Source organism: Streptomyces sp. NPDC056503, assembly GCF_042794995.1.
GTDB lineage: Bacteria > Actinomycetota > Actinomycetes > Streptomycetales > Streptomycetaceae > Streptomyces.
Genome location: NZ_JBHTST010000002.1, coordinates 45,324 through 62,969 on the forward strand (window position 1 = coordinate 45,324; position 17,646 = coordinate 62,969).

15 protein-coding genes and 1 pseudogene are annotated in these 17,646 nt (G+C 73.7%); 7 read left to right on the forward strand and 9 right to left on the reverse strand.

The features are described from left to right. Positions 1-56: 56 nt before the first annotated feature. Both ACFQ8C_RS00865 and ACFQ8C_RS00870 read right to left on the reverse strand, forming a co-directional pair. A complete protein-coding gene (locus ACFQ8C_RS00865; RefSeq protein ID WP_383450705.1) occupies positions 57-773 on the reverse strand; it encodes a response regulator in 717 nt (238 codons plus the stop codon). Continuing rightward, positions 770-2,068: a sensor histidine kinase gene (locus ACFQ8C_RS00870; protein ID WP_383450708.1), complete on the reverse strand. Its 1,299-nt coding sequence runs from the start codon at positions 2,066-2,068 to the stop codon at positions 770-772. Before ACFQ8C_RS00870 ends, ACFQ8C_RS00865 begins: the two co-directional genes overlap by 4 nt. 249 nt (positions 2,069-2,317) lie before the next feature. On the opposite strand from ACFQ8C_RS00870, the gene ACFQ8C_RS00875 reads away from it, so the two are divergent. The 4 genes from ACFQ8C_RS00875 (at position 2,318) to ACFQ8C_RS00890 (ending at position 6,761) form a co-directional block, all read left to right on the forward strand. Further along, entirely contained in the window at positions 2,318-3,010 is a 693-nt protein-coding gene (locus tag ACFQ8C_RS00875; RefSeq protein WP_383450711.1) for an ABC transporter ATP-binding protein, read from the forward strand. After that, complete coding sequence (locus tag ACFQ8C_RS00880; RefSeq protein WP_383450714.1) at positions 3,007-5,391, forward strand: FtsX-like permease family protein; 2,385 nt, start codon at positions 3,007-3,009, stop codon at positions 5,389-5,391. The genes ACFQ8C_RS00875 and ACFQ8C_RS00880 overlap by 4 nt, the downstream gene beginning before the upstream one ends. Positions 5,392-5,602: 211 nt before the next feature. Beyond that, the gene (locus ACFQ8C_RS00885) at positions 5,603-6,259 is read left to right on the forward strand and encodes an HdeD family acid-resistance protein (protein WP_383450716.1); all 657 of its coding nucleotides are present in this window, start codon (positions 5,603-5,605) and stop codon (positions 6,257-6,259) included. Positions 6,260-6,326: 67 nt separating this feature from the next. Continuing rightward, the gene (locus ACFQ8C_RS00890; protein WP_383450719.1) at positions 6,327-6,761 is read left to right on the forward strand and encodes a PLDc N-terminal domain-containing protein; all 435 of its coding nucleotides are present in this window, start codon (positions 6,327-6,329) and stop codon (positions 6,759-6,761) included. Between the two features lie 61 nt (positions 6,762-6,822). Here the strand turns inward: ACFQ8C_RS00890 and ACFQ8C_RS00895 are convergent, their stop codons facing one another. From ACFQ8C_RS00895 to ACFQ8C_RS00915, 5 genes are all read right to left on the reverse strand, one after another. Then, entirely contained in the window at positions 6,823-8,274 is a 1,452-nt protein-coding gene (locus ACFQ8C_RS00895) for a cellulose binding domain-containing protein (protein WP_383450722.1), read from the reverse strand. A gap of 85 nt (positions 8,275-8,359) precedes the next feature. Beyond that, a complete protein-coding gene (locus tag ACFQ8C_RS00900) occupies positions 8,360-9,943 on the reverse strand; it encodes a beta-N-acetylhexosaminidase (RefSeq protein WP_383450724.1) in 1,584 nt (527 codons plus the stop codon). A 61-nt stretch (positions 9,944-10,004) separates the two neighbouring features. Next, positions 10,005-10,859, reverse strand: a complete 855-nt coding sequence (locus ACFQ8C_RS00905) for a carbohydrate ABC transporter permease (protein WP_383450726.1) — start codon at positions 10,857-10,859, stop codon at positions 10,005-10,007. After that, positions 10,856-11,785 carry a carbohydrate ABC transporter permease gene (locus ACFQ8C_RS00910; protein ID WP_383450728.1) on the reverse strand — a complete coding sequence of 310 codons (930 nt, stop codon included), beginning with the start codon at positions 11,783-11,785 and terminating at the stop codon, positions 10,856-10,858. Before ACFQ8C_RS00910 ends, ACFQ8C_RS00905 begins: the two co-directional genes overlap by 4 nt. Positions 11,786-11,788: 3 nt before the next feature. Next, positions 11,789-13,051, reverse strand: coding sequence for an extracellular solute-binding protein (locus tag ACFQ8C_RS00915; protein WP_383450731.1), 1,263 nt, complete (start codon positions 13,049-13,051; stop codon positions 11,789-11,791). Between the two features lie 317 nt (positions 13,052-13,368). On the opposite strand from ACFQ8C_RS00915, the gene ACFQ8C_RS00920 reads away from it, so the two are divergent. Both ACFQ8C_RS00920 and ACFQ8C_RS00925 read left to right on the forward strand, forming a co-directional pair. Then, positions 13,369-14,214 carry a GntR family transcriptional regulator gene (locus tag ACFQ8C_RS00920; protein ID WP_383450734.1) on the forward strand — a complete coding sequence of 282 codons (846 nt, stop codon included), beginning with the start codon at positions 13,369-13,371 and terminating at the stop codon, positions 14,212-14,214. Between the two features lie 200 nt (positions 14,215-14,414). Beyond that, complete coding sequence (locus tag ACFQ8C_RS00925) at positions 14,415-14,717, forward strand: hypothetical protein (RefSeq protein ID WP_383450737.1); 303 nt, start codon at positions 14,415-14,417, stop codon at positions 14,715-14,717. A 256-nt stretch (positions 14,718-14,973) separates the two neighbouring features. Here the strand turns inward: ACFQ8C_RS00925 and ACFQ8C_RS00930 are convergent. Together ACFQ8C_RS00930 and ACFQ8C_RS00935 are read right to left on the reverse strand one after the other, a co-directional pair. Further along, positions 14,974-16,117, reverse strand: a pseudogene (locus ACFQ8C_RS00930) (RNA polymerase sigma factor). Beyond that, positions 16,114-16,521 (reverse strand): YciI family protein, encoded by a 408-nt coding sequence (locus ACFQ8C_RS00935; protein ID WP_383450739.1) that lies wholly within the window; start codon positions 16,519-16,521, stop codon positions 16,114-16,116. The pseudogene ACFQ8C_RS00930 and the gene ACFQ8C_RS00935 overlap by 4 nt, the downstream one beginning before the upstream one ends. Before the next feature lie 255 nt (positions 16,522-16,776). Between ACFQ8C_RS00935 and ACFQ8C_RS00940 the strand changes: the two genes are divergently transcribed. Continuing rightward, complete coding sequence (locus tag ACFQ8C_RS00940) at positions 16,777-17,646, forward strand: DUF4157 domain-containing protein (RefSeq protein WP_383450741.1); 870 nt, start codon at positions 16,777-16,779, stop codon at positions 17,644-17,646.

Genomic DNA, 17,646 nt, shown 5'->3' on the forward strand with positions numbered 1-17,646 from the left:
CGCCCGCGCCCCTGCCCGGAACCACCCTAATCACCGCGCCGCCGGATCCCCGTGGACTACGCCGGCTCGTCGGGGTGCCCGTCGGCCCGCTCGTCGGGGCTGCCACCGGCGCTGACCAGTCCTGTCTCGTAGGCGGCGATGACGGCCTGGACGCGGTCCCGCAGGCCGAGTTTGGCGAGGATGCGGGCGACGTGTGTCTTGACGGTCGCTTCGGCGAGGTGGAGGCGGGCGGCGAGTTCGGCGTTGCTCAGGCCGCGGGCCAGCAGGCCGAGGACCTCCAGTTCGCGCGGGGTGAGCGCGGCGAGGTCGCGGTGGAGGGCGACGGTGCCGGCGTCGCGGCGGGTGAAGCGCCGGACGAGGCGGCGGGTGACGGCGGGCGCCAGGAGGGCGTCGCCGGTGCGGACGGTGCGGACCGCCGCCGTCAGCTGCTCGGGGGTGACGTCCTTGAGGAGGAAGCCGCTGGCGCCGGCGGACAGGGCCGCGTAGACGTACCGGTCGAGGTCGAAGGTGGTCAGGATGATGACGCGGGGGGCGTCGGTGGCGTCCGGGGCTCCGGAGAGGATGCGGCGGGTGGCCTCCAGGCCGTCCATCTCGGGCATCCGTACGTCCATGAGGACGACGTCGGGGCGGGTGCGGCGGACGGCCTCGACCGCCTCGGCCCCGTTGGTCGCCTCGGCGACCACGTCGATGCCGTCCACGCCGAGGATCAGGCGGAATCCGGTGCGGACCAGGGTCTGGTCGTCGGCCAGGAGCACGCGCAGCGGCCGGGTCATGGTGTCTCCAGGGGGATGAGGGCCTCCACACGGTAGCCGCCGGTCAGGCGCCGGCCGGCGTGCAGGGTGCCGTCGTGGACGGCGAGGCGTTCACGGAGGCCGATCAGGCCCCGGCCGCTCCCGGTGCCCGTGGTCGGGTGACCGCCGGAGTCGGTGACCTCCACCCGGAGCCGGTCCGGCCGGTACTCGACGGTGACGGCGGCGGTGGCGCCCGCCGCGTGCTTGACGGTGTTGGTCAGCGCTTCCTGGACCACGCGGTAGGCGGCGAGTTCGAGTCCCGGCGGGAGGGGCCGGGGCGGTCCGGTCACCGTCAGGTGCACGGGCAGCCCGGCGTTCCTGACCCGTGCCACGAGCGTGTCCAACTGGTCCAGGCCGGGCTGCGGGGCCAGTTCCGCCTCGTGGCCGGCCAGGTCCCCGGTGCCGTCCCGGTCCTCGTCCCCGTCCTCGTCGGTCATGGTCAGCAGGCCCATGACGTGGCGCAGTTCGGTCATGGCCGCCCGTCCTCCCGCCTCGACGGCGAGCAGCGCCTCGCCGGCCTGCTCGGGGGAGGTTCCCATGATCGTGCGGGCGGCACCCGCCTGGATGATCATCACGCTGACGTTGTGCGTGACGACGTCGTGCAGTTCGCGGGCGATCCGCGCCCGCTCGTGCTCGACGGCCCTGCGCAGCGCCTCGGCCTGTTCGCGTTCCAGGGCGGAGAGCCGGGCGCGGCCCTCGTCGGTGCGGAGCTTCCAGGTGCGCAGGCCCACGGCCGCCATCACCATCGGGATCAGGATCAGCAGGGCGATGTACTCGTTCGGGACGATGGGCGTCACCGAGTTCCCCGAGGTGCCGACGAGCAGGACCGCCAGGGGCAGGGCGGCCAGGGTCGCCACACGGTAGGGGCTGTACACGGCGGCGCTGTAGACGGCGATGACGAAGGCGTAGAAGGTCAGGCGCAGGACGCTCTGCGGGGTGGCCAGGGTCGCGGCGGTCACCACGCACAGCACGGCGAGGGGCCGGTGGCGGCGGAACGCCAGCGCGCCCGAGGCGACGGCGGCGAGGGTCACCATGAGGGCCAGGCCGCCGGGGCCCGAGGGGCGCGCCAGGACGACCCGCTCCGTGCCGGGTGCGATCTCGCGCACCACGACGACGCCGACGTTGTCGATGCCGTAGTAGACCGTGACGACGCCCAGGAGCAGGGCCGTCAGCACGTCGAAGCGCCAGGCCCGGCGGGTAGGCCGCGGCGGTGGTCCGCTCGGGACCCTGAGGTCGCGGAACGCCCCGCGGGCGGTGTCCCGCAGTCTTCCCGGCATCGTCCGTGGCTCCGTCACCGGTTCATTCTCGCCGTCGCGCGAGGCCGGCGGATCCGCCTGCGCGGCCGTTTCCGCGGCTCGGCGTACATCGGTCGCCTACATCTCGGGGATGACGTCTCCGGTACTGGTCCCAGCGCGGTACCACACAGGGTCCGGGCGGCCGACGCGGGCGGCCGGGGGCCGCTCCTAGCGTTCGGGCAGCCGACCACGGCCGTCCTGCCCCGATCCGCGTCCCGCGAGGAGACCCCCATGACCCTGCCGGTGATCGACATGCGTGAGGTGAGCCGTCGGTACGACGACGGGCCACCCGCCCTGCACGAGGTGTCGCTGACGGTGCGTCGGGGCGAGGCGGTCGCGATCGTCGGCCCCTCGGGCAGTGGCAAGTCGACGCTGCTCAACCTGATCGCGGGTCTGGACCGGCCGGACACCGGGACCGTCAGCGTGGACGGGGTGCGGGTGGACCGGCTGGGCGAGGCCGGGGCGGCGCTCTACCGGCGGTCGAGGATCGGCATGGTGTTCCAGTTCTTCCACCTGCTCGACGACCTGACCGTCCTCGACAACGTCGCCCTGCCCGCGCGGCTCGCCGGCGCGGCGCGGGGCCGCGCGGAGCGACGGGCGGCCGAACTCCTGGAGCTGCTGGGCATCGGGCGGCACGGCGGTGCCTACCCGGGACGGCTGTCCGGCGGGGAACGGCAGCGCGTCGCGGTGGCCAGGGCGCTGATGAACCGGCCGGCGCTGCTCCTGGCCGACGAGCCGACCGGGGCCCTGGACACGGCCGCCGGACAGGAGGTGAGCCGACTGCTCTCCGACCTCCACGCGGAGGGACAGACCGTCGTCGTGGTCACCCACGACCTCGCGCTGGCCCGGTCCTGCACGGACCGTACGGTGCGGATCGCCGACGGCCGGATCGCCGAGGACGTCCGGTCGGGGGCCGCCCGGTGAGCGCGCTCGGCACGGTGGTCCGCGCGGGCGTGCGGCGGCGCCGGGTGCAGACACTGGTGATCGCGCTGGCCACGATGATGGCGGTGGCCGCCTCCGTCCTCGGCGGATCGTTGCTGGCGGTCTCGGGCGCGCCCTTCGACGACGCCTTCGCCAGACAGCGCGGCGCGCACCTGTCCGTGCGCTTCGACGCGGGGAAGGTGGGCGCCGGGCCGCTGTCGGGGACGGCGCGCGCCGAGGGGGTGAGCGCCGCGGCCGGGCCGTTCCGTACGGCGACGGTCGTCCCCCGCTCGGAGGGGCCCGGGGACGGATGGCCGATGACCGTGGTCGGCCGGGGCGATCCCGGCCGCGACGTGGACGCGGTGGCGCTGCTCGACGGGCGGTGGGCCGCGCGCTCCGGCGAGGTCGTCCTGGCCGTCGGCTCCCCGCTCGCGGCGGTCCTGGGTGCGGAGGTCTCGTTCCCCGGCCTGCCCGGCCGTCCGGTTCTGACGGTGGTCGGCGTGGGGCGCTCGGTCACGGAGACCGCGGACGCCTGGGTGGTTCCGTCCCAGATGCCGGCGCTCGCCGCCTCCGGCACGTCCGGCTTCCAGATGCTCTACCGCTTCACCGGCGCCGACACGGCGGCGGCGGTGACCGCGGCCGGCGAGGCGGTGACGGAGGGCCTGCCCCCCGGGGCGGCCGTCGGCCGGCAGTCGTGGCTCACCGTCAGGGAGTCCGCCGAGCAGGACACCGCCGTCTACGTCCCCTTCCTGATGGCGTTCGGCGCCCTGGGCCTGGTGATGTCGGTGCTCATCGTGGGCAACGTCGTCGCGTCCGCGGTCGGCACGGCGACGCGCCGCATCGGCATCCTCAAGGCCGTCGGCTTCACGCCGGCTCAGGTCGTGCGGGCGTACGTGGGCCAGGCTCTGGTGCCGGCCGCCGTCGGGACCGCGCTCGGTCTCCTCACCGGCCTCCTGCTGGCCGTGCCGATCCTGGCCGAGGCCGGGGAGGTCTACGGCACCCCGTCCCTGGTGGTCGCGCCGTGGGTCGACGTGGCGGTGGTCGCCGGGGTCCTCGGTCTGGTGGCGGTGACGGCCTGGGCGAGTGCCTGGCGGGCCGGGCGGCTGCGTACCGTCGACGCGCTCGCCGTCGGGCGTACCGCTTCGGCCGGGCGCGGCCGGTGGGCGGCCCGTGCGGCCGGTCGGCTGCCGTTGCCGCGGCCGGTGGCCCTGGGCCTGGCCCGGCCGTTCGCCCGGCCCGCCCGGGCACTGGCCATGGGGGCGGCGATCCTGTTCGGCACCGTCGCCGTGACGTTCACGGTGGGGATGAGCGCCTCGCTCGGTCAGGTGATGAAGGCCAAGGCACACGACGCGGCCGACGTCGTCGTGCCCGCGCCGCCGCCGGACTTCGGGCCCGGCGGGGTCCGCGCCGAGCGCCCGCCCGCGCCCGATCCCGCCCGGATCGCCCGGGCCGTGGAGGCCGCGCCGGGTACCGCGAGGCACTACAGCGCGGCGACGGTGCGGGCGACGGTATCCGGCCTGACCGGCATCGTGGACGTCGTCGCCTTCACCGGCGACGCCTCCTGGGGCGGCTACACGATGGTCTCGGGCCGCTGGATCGAGCGGCCCGGCGAGGCGGTGGTCCCCTCTCCCTTCCTGTCCGCCACGGGCACCCGTGCCGGGGACACCGTCACCCTGGACGGACCCGCCGGGCCCGTCCGGGTCCGGATCGTCGGCGAGGTCCTCGACCCCCGCAACGACGGCATGCAGGTCTTCACCGACGTGGCGACCCTCACCGCGGCGCGTCCCGGGCTCCCGCGCCGGGACCTGTCGGCGGTGCTCCCCGACCTTGCGCGGGCGAGCCACCACATCGCGGTCGTACCGGGGACCGACGTCGCCTCCTACGTCGACGGACTCAACGCGGAACTGGCGTCCTCGGGGGCCACCGCGCGGGCCGGCGGGCTCGGTGGGAACAGCGACATGGTCCTCACGCTCGGCGCGCTCTCCGTGAGCCTCACGCTGATGCTGGTGGCGGTCGCCGCGCTGGGTGTGCTGAACGGCGTCCTGCTCGACACGCGGGAGCGCGTGCGGGAGATCGGTGTCCACAAGGCGCTCGGCATGACGCCTCGGCAGACCGTCACGATGGTCCTCACCTCGGTGGTCGTGACCGGGCTGGCCGCCGGGGTGGTGGGGGTCCCGCTCGGCGTGACGCTGCACGGCCGGGTCCTCCCCGCGATGGGCGAGAGCGTGGGGCTGCGCCTGCCCGGCTCCGTCGTCGCCGTCTACGGCGCGGCCGAGGTGGTGCCGCTCGTCCTCGGCGGCCTGGTCATCGCCGTGCTGGGCGCCCTGCCGCCCGCCGGCTGGGCCGCGAGGGCCCGCACCGCCACGGCCGTGCGGGCGGAGTAGGGCGGCAGGGCGGGCCGTCGTCCTGCTCCGTGTCCCGCCGTTGACTCTCCGCGAGACAGCCGGTCCGCCGCAGGGTACGTTCAATACGCCACATATCGGATGTAACGGAGATATCCGTCGGTTTCTTCGGGCGTGGCCCGCGTACGGTCGCGCCGCCCGGTCCCGTGACCCGCCGCGTACGCGACCGCCCTTCGGCGCGGGAGGAGGAGACATGGCCTCTTCATCCGGGGCTCCGCCCCCCGGCGGACCCCACCACCCGACTGCCCGTACCGCGACCGCCCCCGATCCGGAGGACCAGCTGGCACGGCTGGCACGGTCGTGGCTCTGGCTCCTCGGCGGCGCGGTGGCGACGCTCGTGCCGGGCGTCCTGGCGCTGGTCTGGCCCGATGTGACCCTCCACGTCCTGGGGGTGCTGATCGGGCTCTACCTGCTGGTGTCCGCCGGCTTCCGGTTCGTCACGGTCTTCGGCCGCCGCGAGGCCGGCGAGCGGCTGCCGGGGCTGCTCGTGGCCGTCCTGTTCGTGCTGGGCGGCGTGCTGTGCCTGCGTCATCCGCTCCAGACGGTCGGCGCGCTCTCCCTCGTGGTGGGCGCGGTCTGGCTGGTCTCCGGCGTCGTCACCCTGTACGGAGCCCTCTCCAGCAAGAACCTGCCGCACCGCGGCCTGGTCCTCGCGGTCGCCGTCCTCGGCATCGCGGCCGGGATCGTGGTGCTGGCGATGCCGGCCGAATCGGCCCGGATCCTGACCCGGCTGCTCGGCCTCTGGCTCGTGCTGCTGGGCCTCGCCGAGACCGCGCTCGCCCTGGCCTGGCGCTCCGCCCTGCGCAAGGCGGGGATCACGGACGGTCCGGACACCCACACCTCGGCCTGAGCCGGGCACGGCGCCGGCGCCGCACAGGCGGCCCCGCGGCCCCGTGGTTCGCAGAACGGAGAAGAACATGTACCTGGCCTACGACTATCCACTCCTCAGCGTGTTCTGGAGCATGCTCTGGTTCTTCCTGTGGATCCTGTGGTTCATCCTGCTGTTCCGGATCATCATGGACATCTTCCGGGACCACGAGATGAACGGGTGGGCCAAGGCGGGCTGGCTGGCCTTCGTCATCCTGCTGCCGTTCCTCGGCGTCCTCGTGTACGTGATCGCCCGCGGGAAGAACATGGGCCGCCGCGAGATCGCCCAGGCGCGCGCCCAGCAGCAGGATTTCGACGCGTACATCCGCAAGACCGCCGGGGGCACCGAGCGGCGCAGCAGCGTCGACGAGCTCGCCCGGCTCTCCGAGCTGCGCTCGCGCGGCGACATCACGGAGGAGGAGTTCCGCAGGGCGAAGGCCCTCGTCCTGACCGACGAACCGCCCGCGGAGGCGAAGGCCGCCTAGGGACGGCGTCCGGGCAGGGCGGGATCCGCTTCGGCGGGTCCCGCCCTGCCCTCGCGTGGGGTCAGGAGGCCGGGACCTCGTCGACGAAGGTGGTGCCCGCGGCGCGCAGCGAGGCGAGCTTCGCGGAGACCTGGGCCGGGGTGAGGACCTGGTCCTTGACGTGCAGGACGTAGTCGACCTGCTGGTCGTAGGCGCGCGGGGTGGTGGACGGCTGGCCGTTGAGGTCGATCAGCCACTGGTTGAAGTTGATGGACATGGGCCGCTCGGGCAGGTAGGCGGCGTCGTGGGTCCCGAAGACCGCGCCGTCGACGTAGTAGGTGATCCGGCTGTCGTCGATGGTGACGACCAGGTCGTGCCAGCCGGCGAAACTGGTGCGGCTCTCGCTGTGCTGGTTGACCGCCTGCCAGGGGTCGGGGTTGTAGGTCTCCCAGGAGGTCGTGTAGAGGATGTTGGCCGGCTCGCCCCAGCCGCCGTTCGGGAGGTACTCGAAGTCGTACTCGGCGTAGTCGTCGGCCATCGGGGCCTTGAGGTCGTTGATGGTGAAGAAGGTCTGCACGATCCGGTCGCCGTCGGGGCCGTACTTGGGCGCGTCGGAGAACTTGACCCGGGCCGCGTACGTGCCGTTCCTGAACTTGGTGGCCTTGGTGAGGACCTCGGTGTGGGTGGTGGTGGCACCGGTGCCGGCGCTGGAGGTCTCCAGGTTCATCACCGTGTTGCCGCTCTGGGCGACGAAGGTGACCTTCGAGGGGTCCCAGGTGGCGCCGGGGACCCCGGGGCCGCCGGAGTTGGAGCGGACGTTCCAGCCGTGGGAGGCGAGGGCCGGGTCGGTGTGGGAGGTGTAGGAGAAGTCGTCGAAGAGGGTCGCGCCGCCGGCCGGCGGGTCGGTGGGCGGGTCGGTCGGGGTCGGCGGGTCGGTCGGCTCGTTGCCGGCGGGGGCGGTGCCCCACACGGACGCTCCGGCGAGCCGCGCCGTGACCTTGCCCCAGTCGGCGTACGAGGTCTGGGCGCCGCCGAAGGAGTAGTCGTCGCCCTGGGTCAGGGTCTGCCAGTTCGTCTGGTGGAAGCGCAGCTGCATGTCGCCGGTGTCGGCGCCGGGGGCGAGGGAGCCGGCCGCCGGGGTGAAGCCGATCTCCAGGTAGCGGTCGGCGGTCGCGGTGGGGGCGGCCAGGGTGCCGAAGGTGCCGGTGATCGCCGAGCAGCCCCTGACGGCCCAGGAGCAGGCGAAGCGGTACGTGGCGGTCGGGGAGTCGGCCTTGAAGTAGTAGCGGACCTTGACCTGGCTCAACTCCACCGCGGTGGTGCCGGTGTTGCGCACCTTGAGCCACGGCTCGCTCTGGTCCGCGGTGGCACCCGAGGCGCTGGTGCGGTACTGGACGGCGATCCCGGCGGCCGCCGCGTCCGAGGAGGAGGCGGAGGCGGTGGCGAGGGGAAGGGTGGCCAGGGCCGCGCTGCCGACGAGGGCGGTCAGGGCGAGGGCCGCCCTGGTGGAACGGCTGGTGGTACGGGTTCTCATCCGACGGTTCCTTTCGTTCGCTCCCGCCGTCCGGCGGGAGGGTTCGGGGGTGCGGGAGGTGCGGGGTGGTGCCGGGAGGGCCGCTTCACGCGGGGACGTGCGCCGTCCGGTCCTCCGGGGCGTCGTGCGGGACGCCGAGCGCGGACAGCCGCGCCCGGTGCCCGTCCAGCCGGGTGCGGAAGTCCCGCCAGTCGTCGGCGGGGTTCCACGCCCGCTCGGCCAGGGCGCACAGCCGGGGGTAGGTGAGGTACTCGATGTGCCCGGGCGTCGGCACGAACTCGGTCCACAGCTGCCCCTGGACGCCCAGGACCTTCCCGGCGAGACCGGGCTCGCCGGGAGGCGGCAGCAGGTCGGCGCCGACGCCGTACACGGAGCGCAGGTCGATCGTGTGGCCGGGCTGGGCGGGCGGTTCGCCGGGGCCGGGGCCTCGCGCGTAGTCGAAGTAGGTACGCCGGTGGTCGGCGTGGACGACGTCGTGGCCCCGGCGTGCCGCCGCCCAGGCGTGCTCGGGGGTGCGCCAGCTCATCACCGTGCAGGCGGGGGGCAGCGCCGCGCCGTCCTCGGCCCAGGCGACCGGGCGGCGACCGGCCCGTACGACGTGGTCGGCCATCCTGCCCATGAACCAGCCGTGCAGGGCGCGCGGGCCGGCGAGCCCCTCCCGGGCGGCGCGGGCGACGGCCTCCGGGCTGGACTCCCATTCCTCCGTGGGGACCTCGTCGCCGCCGATGTGGACGTACGGGGACGGGAAGAGGTCCATCACCTCGTCCAGGACGGTGCGGAAGAAGTCGAGGACGTGGTCGCCGACGCCGAGGACGTTGGCGCAGACGCCCCAGTGGGTCCAGACGTCGAGGGGCAGGCCGGGCCGGTTGCCGAGCTCGGGGTAGGCGGCGAGCGCGGACCGCACGTGCCCGGGGACGCCGACCTCCGGTACGACGGTGACGCCCCGGGCGGCGGCGTGGGCGACGAGGCCGGCGAGTTCGGCGCGGGTGTAGGCGCCGCCGTGGGGGCGGCCGTCGAAGCGGTCGCTGCCGGCGGGGCCGACCATCGACTCGGTGCGCCGGCCGCCGATCTCGGTGAGCCGGGGGTGGGCGGCCACCGGCATCCGCCAGCCCTGGTCGTCGGTGAGGTGGAGCTGGAGCACGTTGAGCTTGTGCAGGGCGAGGAGGTCGACGAAGCGGTGCAGGTACGACACGGGCTGGAAGTGCCGGGCGACGTCGAGCAGCATGCCGCGCCAGGGCTGCGCGGGCACGTCCGTGATCTCCACGCCGGGGAGTTCGACTCCCCCGCCGGGCGGCGCGGCGAGGGCTTCGTACGGCAGCAGCTGACGGACGGTCTGGACGCCGCGCAGCAGTCCCGTCGGCCGGGCCGCGCGCAGCAGTACGCCCTGGGCGGAGACGGTCAGGCCGTACCCCTCCTCGCCGAGGCCGGTGAGCGCGGGGTCGAGGGCGAGGACGAAGGCACCGTCGTCGGCGTGGTCCAGGCGCGGCCCGACGGCGGCGCCGAGGTAGCCGCGCAGGAGGTCGGCGGCCTTCTCGGCGCCGGCGGCGACGCGCAGCCGGGTGGTGTCGTCGACGCGGAACCGGCCGGGGCGCGGGGAGAGCCGGGTCGGGCGGGGGACGAGGGTGAGGTCGGGGCGGGGGGGCGCGGGGGCGGGAGGGGGCAGGTCCACGGGTTCTGACTCCGGTGCTCTGCGGGACGCGGAAGGCGGACGGGGGTGGTGGTCGCTTCGGTCAGCCCTTGACGCCTCCGGCGGTGAGGCCCGAGGTCACATGGCGCTGGAGGGCGAGGAAGACGATCAGCGCGGGCAGGGCGAAGAGGGTGGAGGCGGCCATGGTCGCCCCCCAGTCCGTGCCGAAGGTGGTCTGGAAGGAGGAGAGCCAGACCGGCAGCGTCCGGCTGTCCTGCTGCTTGATGATGAGGAAGTTGGCGTAGGTGAACTCGTTCCAGGCGGTGATGAAGCCGAAGAGCGAGGTGGCCATCAGCCCCGGCGCGAGCAGGGGGAAGGCGATCCGCCGGAAGGCGCCGACGCGGGTGCAGCCGTCGACCTGGGCCGCCTCCTCCAGTTCGGGCGGGATGCCGGCGATGAAGCCGCGGAGCACCACGACCGTGAACGGCAGGGTGATCATGAAGTAGACGAGCGTGAGGGTGGGCAGCCGGTCGAGCATGTTCGTGTCGCGCGAGATGATGTAGACGGGGATGACCAGCGACTCCCACGGCGCCATCTGCGCGATGAACACCGCCAGCATGAACTGGCGGCGGCCCCGCCAGCGCAGCCTGGCCACGGCGTACGCCGCGCCGAGCGCGACGACCAGCGCGAGGAGTACGGCCCCGAGGGTGACCAGGGCGCTGTTGCGCCAGAAGAGGCCGAAGCCGTCGGCCCCCACCGCGGTGCGGAAGTGGTCGAAGGTCCATTCGGCGGGGATCAGCCGGGGCTCGTACGACTGGATGTCGCGGGACGGCTTGAAGGCGGTGGCGACCATCCAGTAGACGGGGAAGAGGCAGACCGTCACGGTCAGGGTGGCCGCCGCGTACAGCGGGAGCCGGCGGAGTGCGCGCTGCGGGGCGCGCCCGCGGGTGGTGTTCACAGGTGCTCCCCCTCCTGGCGGAAGAGTCGGCGGAACGAGAGGACGAGGACGCCGCTCATGAGCAGGACGGTGACCATGGAGGCGGCGGAGCCCAGGTCGTAGCGCTGGTTGGCGAGGGCGGTCTGCACGGCGTACACGGGCAGGATCGTCGTCGCGTCGCCCGGGCCGCCCCGGGTCATCACCCAGATCTGGACGAACGCCTTGAAGGTCCAGATCACTTCGAGGGAGAGCACGAGCAGGAAGATCGGCCGCACGAGGGGGAAGGTGACCGAGCGGAAGATCCGCAGGCCGCCGGCGCCGTCGAGACGGGCGGATTCGTAGAGTTCCCCGGGGACGGTGGTGAGGGCCGAGTAGAGGGTGACGGCGGCGAAGGGCACCGACTGCCACACGATGAGGACGACGAGGATGGTGAAGGCGGCGCGGCCGTCGGCGAACCAGGCGTACCCCTCGAAGGAGTGGAAGCCGAGGTCGGTGAGGGTCTCGTTGACGATGCCGAACTCGGAGTGGAACAGCCACTGGAAGACGGTGGTGGCGGCCACGACGGGCACCGCCCACACCAGCACCAGCGAGCTGAGGACCACGGTCCTGCCGATCCTGCCGAGGCGTTCGGTCATCAGGGCGACCAGCGTCGACAGGATCATGATGGCGGCGACGTTGACGGCCATGAAGAGGAAGGTGCGGCGGACGACCTCCCAGAAGACCGGGTCGGTCAGCAGGGTCCGGTAGTTCCGCAGCCCGACGAACTCGGCCTCGCCGCGTATCAGTTGGCGCAGTCCGAAGTCCTGGAAGGAGATGAGCAGGGCCCGGCCGAACGGATAGAGCAGGAGGTAGAGCATCCCCAGGACCGCGGGTGCGATCAGCAGGTACGGGCCGAGGGCGAGGGGGCGGCGCGCGTGCCCGGGCCGCCGGACGGATCGGCTCGTCATCCGTCAGGAACCGCTGTTCAGCGCGGTGGTGATGGACCGGGACGCCTTGGCGGCCTCGGTCTTCGCGTCGCGCCCGGTGAGGACGGCCGTCATGTAGTCCTTGATCGGGTTCTTGGCCTCGACGGCGGCCCACTGCGGGGTGTTGGGGGTGGCGTGTCCGTTGGCGGCGCCGACCGCCATGGCCGCCGCGCCCGGGTCCGAGGCCACGGCGGTGGCGAGCGTGGTCTTGTTGGGGACGTAGCTCATCGCGAGGGCGAGCTTCGTCTGCCAGGCGTCGCCGGTGAGCTCCTTGACGAAGGTGTACGCCTCGTCCTGGTGCTTGGCCACGGCGGGCACGATGAGGTCGGAGCCGCCGGTGAAGACGGCGCCGGGCTTGTCGGCGGTCTTGCCGGGGATGGGGAAGAAGCCGAGCTTGCCCTTGAGTTCGGGGTTGTTCTGGGCGATGACGTTGGCGCCGCCCGGGGTGGCGATGACCTGGGCGATCTGCCCCTTGGCGACGACCTCGGCCTGGAGCGGGCGGGACTCGTCCGAGTCCTTGGGGCCCTTGCCGAGCGCCTGGAGCCGCTTGTAGAACTCCATGGCCCGCGTGGCCTCGGGACTGTCGAGGCCCCCCTTCCATCCGCCGCCCTCCTGGAGGGCGAGGTCGCCGCCCTCGTCCCAGATGAAGCCGGCGAGGGCGAACCAGTTCTGCCCGGGGAGGTAGATGCCCTGGACGCCGTCCCCGTCGAGCTTCTCGGTGGCGGCGAGCCACTGGTCGCGCGTCTTGATCGCGGCGGCGTCGACGCCGGCCTTCCGGAAGAGGTCGGTGCGGTAGATCACGACGCGGTTGGCGGCGTAGTAGGGGATGCCGTACTGCTTGCCGTCCCAGGCGCCGGGTTCCGCGAGGCCGTCGAGCCAGAAGTCGCCGTCGAGGTCGTCGACCCTGCCGGTGAAGTCGGTCAGTCCGCCGCTCTGCGCGTACTGGGCGACCTGGGTGTTGCCGACCTCGATGACGTCGGGGGCGTCGTTGCTGGCCAGGGCCGCGGTGACCTTCTCGCCGATGCCCTCCCACTCCTGGATCTGGATCCTGACGTCGATCTCCGGGTGAGCCTTCTCGAAGCCGGCCTCGAACTCCTTCTGGAAGGCGTCCGAGACGCTGTCGCGCATCAGCCAGACGTCGAGGACGGTGGGTCCGCCGACGTCCGGGTCGTCACCGGACGAGGAGCAGGCGACGAGGCCGGTGCTCAGCAGCAGGGCGCCGAGCAGGGCAAGGGGGCGGTGCTTCACGATTCACCTCGGGGAGCAGGGGAGCAGGGGGAACGGAGGGAGAGCGAAGGGAGACAGAGGGAACAGAGCGAGACGGAGGGAGACAGAGGCAAACCCCGAGTTGACCACTTGACCTGTCAGAGGTTTACCAGTTGGCGCGAGATGAAGGTGGCATGGACCAATGACGTCGTCAACCCCCGCAACACAGAGCCTTTTTCGCCGACATCGACCGGAAGGGAGAGCGGGCACCGGACCGGCGGCGCCCGTTGAAAGCTGACCAGTAGACCAGTTATGGTTGACCAGCGAACACAAACGTCCCGACGACGAACGAGAGCCACATGGAGATCGACGCGGCAGCCTCCGGCGCGATGCTCAAGCGCGAGCGGGTCCGTGACGCGATCCTCGAACTCATCGAGGCGAGGCGCCCGGGCGACGCCATCCCCTCCGAGCGCACCCTCTGCGCCAGGCTCGGCGTGTCACGCCCCACCCTGCGCGCGGCCGTGGACGAGCTGGTCGTCGCGGGACTGCTGGTCCGCGAGCACGGCCGGGGCATGTTCGTGGCGGCGGAGAAGATCACCCAGGAGCTGATCTCCGACCGGAACTCCTTCAGCCTCCCGCAGGCCGGCGGCGCGTGGACCAGCAGGCTCCTGGAGTTCCGCACCCTCCCGGCCGGCGCCCGCGTCAGCCGCAAGCTCCGCGTCTCCCCCGCCGCGGAGATCCTCTACGTCGCCCGCCTCCGCCTCGTGGACGGCTCCCCCATGGCCATCGAGCACCTGCACGTCCGCGCCGACCTCGCGCCCGGCCTGACCAGTGAGGAACTCGAACAGGGCGATCTCTACGAGCACCTCCGCGACCACCACGGCATCCAGGTCAGCGAGGCGGTCCAGTCCATCGAACCCACCGTCGTGACCCGCGCCGAAGCGGACCTCCTGGACGTCCCGGAGTTCTCCCCCGCCCTCCTCTTCGAACGCCTCACCACGGACTCCGAGGGCCGCGCGGTCGAGTACGTCCACTCGCTCTACCGGGGCGACCGCTACCGCATCGTCTCCCGCCTCACCCTCAGCCCCGCCGCCGACCACCCCGACTCGAAGCAGGGCCACCACCCCGGCATCCCGCCCGGCGACTTCACGACCGGCGACCCGGTCCCCTTCTCCACCCGCGGCGTGGTCCAGCACCACACCTGAGCCGCCGCCGGCGGTGCCGGGTCAGCGGGCGGACGTGCCCCTCCCCGGCGTCCGGTGCGTCACGCGCCGACTCCGCCAGGCGGGTTCCGCTCACCCTGGAGAGTGAAACCCCCCGGATCGATTGGATCTTGAGCCCGGTGCCCCGGTAGCTGTGGAGCGAGCCCGCGCCGATGCGGGATCTTCTGCGATGAGGATGTCCCATGCGTACACGAGCCGTTCTGATGTCGCTGGTCGCCGCGGGCGCGGTGCTGGGCCTGGCCGGGCCCGCCCAGGCCGCCGCGTCCGGCGACGTCGTCGTCTTCTCCACCGAGGCCCAGCCCCTGGACGTGTACCGGGACCCGGCCGGCTGCCAGCGGCTGCCCACGGTCGCGCACGTGCTGACGAACCAGACGGACGGGCCCGTGCGGATCTACGGCAACCCGTTCTGCCTGGGCCCCTCGCTGGTCGTCCAGCCCGGCTACGGCACCCACGTCCCCGGCGGCCTGGGCTCCTTCTCCGCCTGACCCCACCCCACCCGCCCTCGCTCCACCCGCCCTCGCTCCGACCTGCCTCGCTCCACCCGGCCTCGCTCCGGCCTTGCCTGCTCCGGCTGTCACTCGATCCGGTCATGTACTCCCGGAATCGGGCTGTCCGGGGCGCGCGGCCGCTACGGTGGGCAGTACGGAGGGAGGGCCGACTGGTCGTTGGTTCCCGCTCCCGCTTGTGCCCCACACCCTCGGGTGTGGGGCACAGTCGCGTCCGGGCCCGGGACCACCGCGCTCAGCCGTGGCGCGGCCGTGCGTGGAGCCGGGCGGCCTGGCGCGTGAGGTGGTCGCGTTCGGGGACCGTGGGCGCCGAGCGGGCCGCTTCGACGTAGAGCCGCGCCGCGGTCACCGGATCGCCGTCGCGCTCGCGCAGATAGGCGGCGACGGCCGCGTACCTCGGCAGGGACGGGTCGAGCTCCGCCAGGGCGGCCAGCCCGGCGCGCGGGCCGTCGGCCTCGCCCACGGCGACGGCGCGGTTGAGCCGGGCCACCGGACTGTCGGTGAGCCGCACGAGTTCGTCGTACCACTCCACGATCTGCGGCCAGTCGGTCTCCTCGGCCGTCCGGGCGTCGGCGTGGAGCGCGGCGACGGCCGCCTGGGCCTGGAACTCGCCCAGGCGGTCGCGGGCGAGGGCGGTCCGGAGCCGCTCGACGCCCTCGGCGATCATCCGGGTGTCCCACAGCCTCCGGTCCTGCTCCGCGAGGGGGACGAGCTCGCCGCCGGGCCCGGTCCGCGCCGGGCGCCGCGCGTGGTGGAGCAGCATCAGCGCCAGCAGCCCCGCCGCCTCCTCGTGGTCCGTCCTCGCCACCAGCCGGCGGGTGAGCCGGATCGCCTCGGCCGAGAGGTCGACATCCCCCGAGTACCCCTCGTTGAAGACCAGGTAGAGCACGCGCAGCACCGTGGCGACGTCACCCGGCCGCTCGAAGCGGACGCCGGAGACGGTCCGCTTGGCGCGGCTGATCCTCTGGGCCATCGTCGCCTCCGGCACCAGGTACGCCCGGGCGATCTGCCGCGTGGTGAGACCGCCGACCGCGCGCAGCGTGAGCGCCACGGCGGAGGACGGCGTCAGGGACGGGTGCGCGCAGAGGAAGTACAGCAGGAGCGTGTCGTCCACGGCGGCGCCCGGTCCGGGCGCGGGCTCGGCCTCGACGAGCTCCTCCCGGCGCCGCCGGGACGTGTCGGCCCGAACCGCGTCGAGGAACTTGCGCCAGGCCACGGTGACGAGCCACCCCTTGGGGGTCCTTCGGCTCCGGCCACCCGCGCACCGCCTCGACCAGGGCCTCCTGGACGGCGTCCTCGGCCGCCGCGAAGTCGGCTCCGCGGCGGACGAGGACGGCGATCACCTCCGGCACCAGCTGCCGGAGCAGCGACTCGTTCACTCGGTGGCCGAGGGCCGCACGCCGTAGAAGGGGCGCACCTCCAGCCACTCGTGGAGGGGCTTCCCGCCCGCGCCCGGTGCGGCGGACAGCTCGCCGGCGAGTTCGAGCGCCCGCTCGTAGGTCTCGACGTCGATCACCATCCAGCCGGCGATCAGGTCCTTGGTCTCCGCGAACGGCCCGTCGGTGACCGGCGGCCGTCCCTCGCCGTCGTACCGCACGAACGTGCCCTCCGGGGAGAGCGCCTGGGCGTCCACGAACTCGCCGGTCCCCTCCAGTCGCGCGGCGAAGTCGCGCATGTACTGCATGTGGGCCGACACCTCGTCCGGCTCCCACTGGTCCATCGGCACGTCGTTCACCGGTGTCGGCGCGCCCCGGTAGTGCTTGAGCAGCAGGTACTTGGCCATGGTGGTCTCCTCGGTGGGCTACGGCCCATTCTTGGCCGTGTTCGCACCGGGGACGGAGCCACGCGCCGGTTCTCGACATCCCGCGCGAAGTTTTTTCCCGGCGTGTCGAGGGGCTGCGCGAACGGGCAGCGGTTCGTGCCCCCGGCGGCCGGGGGCGGGCCTGGACGGGGCACGGGCCGGTGGGGAGGCTGGGGGCCGGGGGCCGGGCCGCGCCCCCGTGAGGGACGTCATCGGGGACCGTTCGGGGAGCTGACGATGAGTGCGTACGAGCACGAGCACGACCATGAGCACGGCCACGACCACCACCAGGAGCACGACGCCGGGCACGCCGGGGACGACCGGCTCCGTGACGACCGGGCGCAGGACGGCGGCCCCGGCGCGGCCCGGCTCTTCGAGGCCGCGGCGGCCGGGCGTACCGACGTGGTGGGGACGTCCGGGCTCGGCGCGCTCCAGCGGGCGGTGGGCAACGGGGCGGTCGGGGCGATGGTGCAGCGCAGCCGGAGCGCGGAGGCAGAAGCCGAGGCCGGGGCCGGGGCCGGGGCGACCGCCGAGGAGGGCGCGCGTTCGCCCGTGCACGACGTGCTGGCCTCGGGCGGCGGGCAGCCGCTCGACTCCGCGACCCGCGGGGACATGGAGACCCGGATGGGCGCCGACTTCTCCGACGTGCGCATCCACACCGACGCCGCCGCGGACGCCTCCGCGAAGGGCATCGGCGCGCACGCGTACACGGTCGGCAACGACGTCGTGTTCCAGCGGGAGGCGTACGACCCGGCGTCGCCGCGGGGCCGGACCACCCTGGCGCACGAGCTGACCCATGTGATCCAGCAGCGCAGCGGGCCCGTCGAGGGGACGGAGGCGCCGGGCGGGATCCGGGTGAGCGACCCCTCCGACCGCTTCGAGCGGGAGGCCGTCGCGAACGCGGAGCGGGTGCTGGCGGAGCCGGCCGCCCCGGCCGTTCCCGCCGCCCCGGCGGCGCCCGCCGCCACCTCCGCTCCTGCCGCGCCCGCCGTGCAGCGGGCGGCGACGGAGGACGAGGACGAGCAGCCCGCCGACGTGCAGGGCTCGTTCGTGCAGCGGGCGGCGGAGGCGGGCGCCGAGGAAGAGGAAGAGGCCCCGTCGGCGTAG

What these genes read in the sequence shown, in the direction of transcription:
- ACFQ8C_RS00885 (WP_383450716.1), top strand. Translation starts at nt 5,603, where the DNA reads ATGGCCTCTTCATCCGGGGCTCCGCCCCCCGGCGGACCCCACCACCCG.
- ACFQ8C_RS00910 (WP_383450728.1), bottom strand. Translation starts at nt 11,785, where the DNA reads ATGACGAGCCGATCCGTCCGGCGGCCCGGGCACGCGCGCCGCCCCCTC.
- ACFQ8C_RS00935 (WP_383450739.1), bottom strand. Translation starts at nt 16,521, where the DNA reads ATGGCCAAGTACCTGCTGCTCAAGCACTACCGGGGCGCGCCGACACCG.
- ACFQ8C_RS00865 (WP_383450705.1), bottom strand. Translation starts at nt 773, where the DNA reads ATGACCCGGCCGCTGCGCGTGCTCCTGGCCGACGACCAGACCCTGGTC.
- ACFQ8C_RS00875 (WP_383450711.1), top strand. Translation starts at nt 2,318, where the DNA reads ATGACCCTGCCGGTGATCGACATGCGTGAGGTGAGCCGTCGGTACGAC.
- ACFQ8C_RS00890 (WP_383450719.1), top strand. Translation starts at nt 6,327, where the DNA reads ATGTACCTGGCCTACGACTATCCACTCCTCAGCGTGTTCTGGAGCATG.
- ACFQ8C_RS00920 (WP_383450734.1), top strand. Translation starts at nt 13,369, where the DNA reads ATGGAGATCGACGCGGCAGCCTCCGGCGCGATGCTCAAGCGCGAGCGG.
- ACFQ8C_RS00940 (WP_383450741.1), top strand. Translation starts at nt 16,777, where the DNA reads ATGAGTGCGTACGAGCACGAGCACGACCATGAGCACGGCCACGACCAC.
- ACFQ8C_RS00895 (WP_383450722.1), bottom strand. Translation starts at nt 8,274, where the DNA reads ATGAGAACCCGTACCACCAGCCGTTCCACCAGGGCGGCCCTCGCCCTG.
- ACFQ8C_RS00925 (WP_383450737.1), top strand. Translation starts at nt 14,415, where the DNA reads ATGCGTACACGAGCCGTTCTGATGTCGCTGGTCGCCGCGGGCGCGGTG.
- ACFQ8C_RS00870 (WP_383450708.1), bottom strand. Translation starts at nt 2,068, where the DNA reads ATGCCGGGAAGACTGCGGGACACCGCCCGCGGGGCGTTCCGCGACCTC.